This is a genomic window from Schnuerera sp., assembly GCF_035459645.1.
Lineage (GTDB): Bacteria > Bacillota > Clostridia > Tissierellales > Tepidimicrobiaceae > Schnuerera.
The window spans coordinates 1-2,068 of the sequence record NZ_DATHXO010000390.1 but is presented as its reverse complement, the minus strand read 5'-3'; the positions used below and the strand labels follow the sequence as shown (position 1 = coordinate 2,068).

The 2,068-nt window shown below is 29.6% G+C and carries 3 protein-coding genes; 2 read left to right on the top strand and 1 reads right to left on the bottom strand.

Annotated elements, in window-relative coordinates; genetic code table 11:
• The first annotated feature begins 206 nt into the window (after positions 1-206).
• Entirely contained in the window at positions 207-350 is a 144-nt protein-coding gene (locus VK998_RS09220; protein ID WP_325227832.1) for a hypothetical protein, read from the top strand.
• Here VK998_RS09220 and VK998_RS09215 read toward each other — a convergent pair.
• On the bottom strand, positions 345-1,262 hold the full coding sequence (locus VK998_RS09215) for a helix-turn-helix domain-containing protein (RefSeq protein WP_325227830.1): 918 nt from the start codon (positions 1,260-1,262) through the stop codon (positions 345-347). The two genes, VK998_RS09220 and VK998_RS09215, sit on opposite strands and share 6 nt — an antisense overlap.
• A gap of 410 nt (positions 1,263-1,672) precedes the next feature.
• On the opposite strand from VK998_RS09215, the gene VK998_RS09210 reads away from it, so the two are divergent.
• A partial coding sequence (locus tag VK998_RS09210) for a hypothetical protein (protein WP_325227829.1) occupies positions 1,673-2,068 on the top strand: 396 nt, incomplete at its 3' end.

Genomic DNA, 2,068 nt, shown 5'->3' with positions numbered 1-2,068 from the left:
GTATAGTGATAGGAGTTCTAACCTTCTTAGGTACTGGATATTTAATTGAAAATAAAATTGATTTGTAGAATAAAATCCCCTTTTTGGGGATTTTATTTTGTGTAAAACCACCCCGATTTGAATCTGGTTGAAATTGGGATTTATATCAGGTATTATTATGGTAAATAGAGCTTGTATATTAAAAAACGAATGGGGAGATAGAGATAATGTTTGAAAAATTTTTATTTGCAATGGTTATTGTTCTAACATTATTTGTTATTGGACCTAGAGAACAAAAGAATATACTTATAGCTGGAGAAGAAGATGCAATAAAATGGAACAATTATGAAATAGAAGATATTCTATTATAATTGAAGCTCTATATTATAAAACTTTTTGCAATTATTTATAAATAAATCTTTTAGTTTATTTTGGTCTAGTATCTCGCAAAAATATATGCATTTTTTAAGAGAATCCATAAAAGTTTCATATCCTAAGCCATATTCAGCAACACCTTTTCTAAAGTATAAAAGATTTAACCCATTGTAATCTCTATGGCGCATACAATAGTCTATGCCTAAATCGGAGTACTTTAAGGCACTTTCATGGATATCAAGTCGGTGATAAGTGTAGGATAAGTTATAGCATATTTTAGGATAAAGTTTCTCATTTGGATCTACTATTTGCATACAGAACTCCATTATTTCTAAGCTTTGTTCTATAGATTTAATTTCATCTAATACAAGGGACATATTCATTAAAATTCTTAGTTCAAAAGAATCATATACGAAGTATTTATAATTGCTTAGCGAAAAGTCAGGTGTGGTAATTTTAATAGCTTCTATTAGTTTATCAAGGGATTTATCAAATTTCTTATATTCTTTGCTTAATATTATGGATTCTATTAATAATATAAGTTGGTTTATTAGATTGATGAAGTAGGTATTAGATTCAGTATGGAGCAAAGCTTTTAAATCATCTAGTTCTACTGATAAGGTTTGATATTCGTCTCTATCTATTTTGGATTCTAATCTGTTTTTTATTTCTTCAAAGGTCTGATAATTATTTAGCCTATAATTTAGCAAGAGTTGATTTAAATCTTTTTTAAGTATAGGGGAGAGTAAGTCTAAAGTTTTTTGAATAGGAACTACTTTACCATTTTCAACCTTTCGTAAGGTATCTTCATGGATTCCTGATAGTTTACAGACATCTTTCTGAGTAAACCCTAAATTAGTCCTAATGCTACGTACTTCTTCCCCGAAAGCCTGAAGATTATAATACATAAACCCAACCCCCTTAAAATTAAGCTTTAGAGCAACCCAGATTTGAATCTGGTTCCTTAATATATATTATAAAATTAAATGGGAAGGGTGTAAAGAGGTGAATAAATTGGTATATAAAACTTCAGATAAAAATGCATTTTACTTTATATATGTTTAAATATTCAAGAAAACGGTTATAGTGAACAAGCATATTTAATAAAAGGGGAATTTCTAGAGAAGAATAAAACAATAGTTTTATAAGAGACACAAAACCTTAACCATTTGTCCAAAATTTATGACTTGTAGATTGTATGAAATATGCTTATATCCTTGGAAGTTTTATAAAACGTGCATATTATTAAGTAATAGTAATCCTACAAAAGAGAGAATGAGGAATTTAATTAACAGATATGAAAGAGGAGGTGAAAACATTGAAGAAAAATATATTAATATTTGGAGTATTGTTACTATGTATAGTAATTCCTATTAAAACGCTAGCTAGTTCTCCAAATTATGCTAAATCAACAGAATCCAAACCAATAGGATTATTCTTTACCGGCTATGTACAACATCAATCGTCGTATTATGATTCAAGAGGAGGACATGCTCTGTTTGGTTGGTTTCAATACGAAAATACCGCAGATGAAAATAGATATTATACTGAAGCAGGGAAAAGTAAGGATGACGGCAAGATTTATTCAAAAAGCAAAGTTATAAGAGATATATGGGGATTTGGGCATGATAAGGCAGTATTTAATTGTGGTTGGCGCTGGATGGGAGATGGTAACCATTGGCCAACACCGGCGGGAGTTGCTGAAATTATTGAG